The organism is Arthrobacter sp. AQ5-05 (genome assembly GCF_003287975.1).
Classification (GTDB): Bacteria; Actinomycetota; Actinomycetes; order Actinomycetales; family Micrococcaceae; genus Paeniglutamicibacter.
On record NZ_QMKQ01000058.1, the window covers coordinates 1 to 4,952 of the forward strand.

The window sequence follows — 4,952 nt, forward strand, 5'->3', positions numbered from 1 at the left end:
TGTCCGGTCTCAGTATTGTTGGCAACGCTGACGTGGGGTTTTGCCATGTTTAGTGAGACAGATCTGGTCATTTTCGTCTCAATGAAGTTGGCAATTCCGTATTTGGGTTGGGCGACGCAGTTCCCTAACGCGGTGCGTTTCTTGCCGATGTCATTTCCCCCTGGTTGTCCATGCTGTGGCCAACCTTGTATCCGAAGTTTCCGTGCTTTGCGGTAGTTCGGTGGAAGCACGCTTTCCGATTTCTCGGGCGATGCTGTTGAATATGGCGGCGATCCTGTGGGCTGCGCGCCAGGATTCGTTGTCTTCATCCTCCGAAAAGAGGCTGGCCATGACGCGGAGAGCCTCCTCGTGGCGGCGGCTTGGATCGAGCCCGGGCTGGAGCATTCGTGTATTAAAGGCGGGGCTGGTGATCAGCCGGGCAACTTTGACGGTTTCCGGGTAGGCAAGCAGATCCGGATCGGATATTCCTGCCCGGCGGGCTCGATGACTCCGGACGCCTTGTCCAATACCGACGATCGCGCATTCGCGGGCCATATCCATTATTGGCGAGCCGACGAGGGCGCCACGCGGGACGAGGACGCGGCGGTAGTGGCGTTCTGCTGCGGCCAGTTCCGGCAGGGCATGAATATTGTGCTGCGGGGTGCCGAACCATCGACGGTGACGGATGCAAACCCACCCCATGCGGGGGAGCCGCCCGGTTCCACGCGTTCCGTTGGTGCAGCGCCGGCAGAGAGGACGGTCGGTGACTTCGACGCCGTGGAACTCTTGCGGGGTGCTGAAGGCGCTGTGGTGCAGTGCGCCGAGTTCTCGCCATGCCTGTTCTCGTTCCGGGGACTGCCGGCGGCGGGGCATCAGGATGGCTCCGCTGTGGGTGAGTGCTCGTTCGATTTCTTCAACGGAAGTACCGTTGCGTGTGGCGTGACGGGTTGCGTAGCTGATCAACCCCTCGCCTCCATAGATCTTGGTGGGGACCGGCAACGGCTGGATCGTCATTGTGCCCGTTTCAGCCCGCGCTTACGGGGCTGGGCTTGCCGCGTGGCTTGGTTCCGGTGGTGTTCTTCCGCTGCGTAGTCGGTGGCAGTGGATTCGAGGCAGCGCCTGTCGATTTTCTCGGTTCCGTCGATGATGGCTCCGATGGCGGCGTCGGAGAGCAGCGCGCGCAATGCCCCGATGCTGCCGCCGGTGCGGTCCCAAAGGTAGGTGGATTCCTCGGCCAGTGACTCCGCTGGGTGGGCCGCGAGGGGCAGGAGATCTTCGACGCCGAGCACGAGATCGGTCCAGGCCTCGCGGTCTGCTTTTGAGCCGATTCCGTAGGGGCGCATCTGGTGCACGATCATCCTGGCTTTGATCTGCCGGCCCATGTTCCCGGCGAACAGATCGGTGGCGGGCAAGTCGATGCCTGCATGGAGAAACGTTGCATCCAGGCGGTCTGCGAATTGCTTGAGGGCGCTGGCCGCCTCGGCTCCCGCCTGTCTGTTGGTCCGCAGGTTGTGGACTTCATCGACGATCACCAGTGAGGTGCCCAGAGTGCGCAGCACGGTGACGATCTGCTCGGTGAGAGTCTGGGCTGTGGCCTTCGGGGGCACTGGCAATCCGAGCCAATGCGCGAAGGCCTGCATGAGCATCTTTGGTGTGGTCGCCGGCGGGATAACGGCATAGACGACCGGGGCAAAGGCAGTGTCGGCGATCCGGTTCAGGCGCCTGCGTTCGGCCTTTTCGTGGCGTTTGCCGATCAACAGCAGTGCGGTGGACTTGCCCATGCCGGCGGCGCCGGAGACGGCGATTCCGCGCCGTGCCGTGGCCGTGGTGGCGGCATTTCGGGCCAGGGCGATCCGGGTGTGGCGGGTCAGTGATTCGGTGTCGATGGTTTCCAACACGGTGTCGGCGGCAAGCCAGGCGAACCGTTCCCGATCGTAAGCGTCTTTTGCTTCCGGGGAGAGGGCCTGGATCTGCCTGCCGGTAAGGCGCTCCGGCTCGGTGGGGGCATGATGGACGAAGTGACGCCACGCGGCGAGGGAGTCGGGTGTCGCGATGGCTCAGTCCTCCAACAGGTCGATGCGCCGTGCCCGGCGGCGCGGCGGGGAGCCTTTCGCCGTGTCCTTGCCGGGAAGAAGTGAAAGTGGCGGGGCTTCCTGGGGTGGTCGTGGTTCCTGGGCAACGTCATCGTGGCGGCGCTTTTTCTTGTCGGGGACCGCTGATCCCGTGGTGCTGGCACGTCTGGCGGCTTGGGCCTCGGCCCGCCCTGCGGGGGCGGTCATGATGCGGTTGATCTCGGCCAGCAGGTCCCTTCCGGGAACGGTTTCGGTGCGCTTCCCGATGGCCTTCTTCGCGGCCGTGAGCACGTCGAGGGAAAACGGTCCCACCAGGTGCCGGGCCAGGGACCATTCGGCCTCGATCCACTGGCCCTTGTGGTGGTCGCGGACGTAGATCGATTGGATCCGGTAGGGGTCATAACGGATCTCCCAGCGGCCATTGGCGGGGGAGGGCAGCCCCGAAGGGGTGCCACGGTATTCGTGGAGGGCCGCGGCGTCGTAGTGCAGGGACTCGAAGTTGATTCCGTAGGGCTGGATCGTGCGCCAGGCCAGGGGGAGCAGGGCGATGTAGTCGTCCCTGTCCAGGGTGACGGGGATCTGGGGTGCGACGCCGGCCAGCGCGGCGAAGGCCTCGTTCGGGGTCAGGTCCTTCTTGGGCATGGCCGGATGCCGTAGTCCGGAGTGGGGTCGGTTCTGCCAGATGGCCACCAGCCACCAGTCCAGGAGGTTCTGGACCTCAACGAGCGTGAAGGCGGCCTCTGCCGCGGGATCCTTGCCACGGCGAACAACGTTTGGCCCGGTGTAACCGGCCAGATACTGGGTGAAGCCGGAGTTGACTCCGGCGAAAAACCGCTCGATATGGGGTTTGTCCGTCGGAGTGCGCGGGGCGGCCTTGGTCAGGCTGATCTGCAGCCGCTCGCATGCGGCGGTGAAGGTGGAACCGACGAAAACCTTGCCCCGGTCCATGCTGATGGACTCGGGCACGATGACGGGTTTCGCGGCGATGCTTGAGCGCATTTCTTCATTCCCGGGCAGCATGCCCTGCGGGAGCACCGAGCGCGAATAGGCGAGCGAGGCGTCCCAGCCCGGCTGCATCGGCAGCGGGGTCATGGCCCGGGCCAGCAGCACCGCGGCGTCGACGGCTTTGGTGGACACGGTGCGCAGGATCGCCGCCAGCGGGGTCCTGGTGGCGATGTCCAGCGCAACGGTGAGGTCGGCCCTTCCGGTGCTGCCGTCCGGGCAGATGACCATCAAGTCCAGGGGCGTGGAATCGATCTCCACCAGTTCCCCGGGACGCGATGGCGCCTGGCCACCCCATGCGCGGTCGGGCCGGTTGGCCTGGGTCCTACGCGTCGTGGCATTGCCGAACGGATGGCGGGCGCCCTGGAGTTGGGCCATGATCCGATAGAGCGTCGCCCGGGATGGAACTTTTAGTCCCTCACGTGCGGCTGCCGCGCGAACACGGGCCTCAACGCGGGACCGTGTGCCGGTGGACAGATCGGTCTGTCCGGCTATTTCGGCTTCCATGAGGGCTACGATCCGGGCATCGGTGCGACCGGAGACGCTGGAGGTGCGGGTGTTGCGGAGGTCTGTGAGGCCGGCGATTCCGTCCTTGCGGTAGGCCGCGAGATGACGATGTAGGGTCCTGGCGCCCATCTGGACGCCGAGGCCTTCCAATTCGGCGAGTTTGGCTTCCACCCGGGTGCCCAAGGAGTTGGCCAGGTCGTATTCGGGCTTGGGTTTGTCGGTTTCTAGGCCTTCCGGCAAGGCTCCATTGAGGACTTCGTAAACATGGCGGTGGAGGAATTCTGCCTGCGACCGGGCGTCGGGATCGAGGGTGTCGAGCACGGCTGTGCCCTCCAGCGAGGGTAGCCGTTCGGGAACTTCGGGAAGGTAGGACTCATCTGTGAGGAGAGCAGCCACCGGGATGCGTCGGATCCTTCCTGTGGCCAGATTCTTCAGTGCCAGCTCAGCGCCGTCACGCGCAGCGACTTGCCATGACGCGCCGTCGAACTGGATGAAGTCATACAGACGCACCGATTTCACGACGCCACCTCCAGCGCCGTCGCTTGCGGTTGCCTTGTCCCTGGGCTCAGCTCCGACTCCAGGGTCAGGGGCTGTTCAAGATCCATGGTGAGCACCCCGGTGAACAGGCCGTGCATCACGTATGCCTGAACCATCGAGGAATCCAGCTTCAGCGTTCGGGCTGCATGGCGTACTCCGGACGCGAGCGAGGTTGCAGGGGAGAATGCCTCCACAATGACCGGTACCGCTGCTGGCGGAGGAGCGAAGCGATCCTGGCGGTAGCCCGAGAGCCAGCGCAGATTCGAGGCAAGGGGCTCGGCAAGGCCCGTGAAAACCTCGTATTCCCAGCCGACCTGGCCACAAACCTCACGGGTCAGATCAAATTGACGCTCAGCTGCGGCCAAGCGTTTCGGGTGCCGGACGTCCACAACCCGTGCGCTGCCATCGGAAAGCCGGAGGAAGTAGTCGGGGACGTGCCCGCGTGCGCCCTTCGTGTCCTTTGGCCATAACAAGGCGAATGGCTGGGAAGCGATGCCGACGACATCTTTATCGTGGTCTGCGGACAACAGGAACTCGCGCTCCAGCAAGCTCTCGAAACCCACATGGGCGCGCACCGTGCTGGACCACCACGAGCCTTCGTAGTTTCGTTTGCCCGGCCAGGCGAAGAACGCACGCACCGGCAACGCCAACTCGAATGGCTTCGATGCGACATCACTCCGTAGCGTTTCGTTCAGCATCCCCGATTCAAACCGGCCCAGCAAACGTACGGAATCGGTCCCGTTCATCGGCAGCGATCTCAAAGCACCCATGTTGCCATCTTAACTGAGACAAACCATGAAATCCGTATCTTGCCAAGTATATTGAGATTTTTGCCAACAATACTGAGACAGGACA

At 63.8% G+C, this 4,952-nt stretch carries 4 protein-coding genes; all 4 read right to left on the reverse strand.

What is annotated here, in order from left to right; genetic code table 11:
• Nucleotides 1-150: 150 nt before the first annotated feature.
• Nucleotides 151-993, reverse strand: a complete 843-nt coding sequence (locus tag DQ353_RS21465) for a hypothetical protein (RefSeq protein WP_146755368.1) — start codon at nucleotides 991-993, stop codon at nucleotides 151-153.
• Complete coding sequence (locus DQ353_RS20875; protein ID WP_286166953.1) at nucleotides 990-1,877, reverse strand: TniB family NTP-binding protein; 888 nt, start codon at nucleotides 1,875-1,877, stop codon at nucleotides 990-992. The genes DQ353_RS21465 and DQ353_RS20875 overlap by 4 nt, the downstream gene beginning before the upstream one ends.
• A 159-nt stretch (nucleotides 1,878-2,036) precedes the next feature.
• Nucleotides 2,037-4,079: a TnsB C-terminal domain-containing protein gene (locus DQ353_RS20880; protein WP_113765108.1), complete on the reverse strand. Its 2,043-nt coding sequence runs from the start codon at nucleotides 4,077-4,079 to the stop codon at nucleotides 2,037-2,039.
• Nucleotides 4,076-4,735 carry a TnsA-like heteromeric transposase endonuclease subunit gene (locus DQ353_RS20885; protein WP_502696419.1) on the reverse strand — a complete coding sequence of 220 codons (660 nt, stop codon included), beginning with the start codon at nucleotides 4,733-4,735 and terminating at the stop codon, nucleotides 4,076-4,078. The genes DQ353_RS20880 and DQ353_RS20885 overlap by 4 nt, the downstream gene beginning before the upstream one ends.
• Between the last annotated feature and the right edge of the window lie 217 nt (nucleotides 4,736-4,952).

What these genes read in the sequence shown, in the direction of transcription:
- DQ353_RS21465 (WP_146755368.1), bottom strand. Translation starts at nt 993, where the DNA reads ATGACGATCCAGCCGTTGCCGGTCCCCACCAAGATCTATGGAGGCGAG.